Origin of the sequence: Pandoraea sp. PE-S2R-1, from assembly GCF_002179865.1 — a bacterium.
Classification (GTDB): Bacteria; Pseudomonadota; Gammaproteobacteria; order Burkholderiales; family Burkholderiaceae; genus Pandoraea.
This window is the reverse complement of sequence record NZ_NGUR01000071.1, coordinates 1-364: the sequence shown is the minus strand read 5'-3', so window position 1 is coordinate 364 and position 364 is coordinate 1. Positions and strand designations below refer to the sequence as shown.

At 65.1% G+C, this 364-nt stretch carries 1 protein-coding gene; it reads left to right on the top strand.

Translation table 11 applies throughout. The features are described from left to right. A partial coding sequence (locus CDV44_RS27080) for a TolC family protein (RefSeq protein WP_170936126.1) occupies positions 1–364 on the top strand: 364 nt, incomplete at both ends.

Sequence of the window (364 nt, the reverse complement as noted above, 5' to 3'; positions counted from 1 at the left end):
ACGTGTCGCGACGGCCGAGCAAGGACTGGAAAACGCGGGCGCCGTGGCCGATGCAGCCAAGTCCCGATACCGGCGCGGCATTGGCACCGTGATCGAAGTGGCGCAAGCGAATCAGAACTATGCGCAGGCGAAGCTGGCGTTGGTTCAGGCACAAGGCGCGCAAAGCAATGCGTATCTGACGCTGATCTCGGCGATGGGTATTTCGCCGCTGTCGAAGCCGAAGATTGCCGACATGCCGGTGCGCACGCTCTCGCCCGCGCTGCGCCAGCCGGTCGAGCAGATCGTTGCCTCCGCGATCGCAAGGCGGCCCGACGTGCTGAGCGCCTACGCCGCAGAACGCGCGAACCTGGCGAAAATTCAGGCG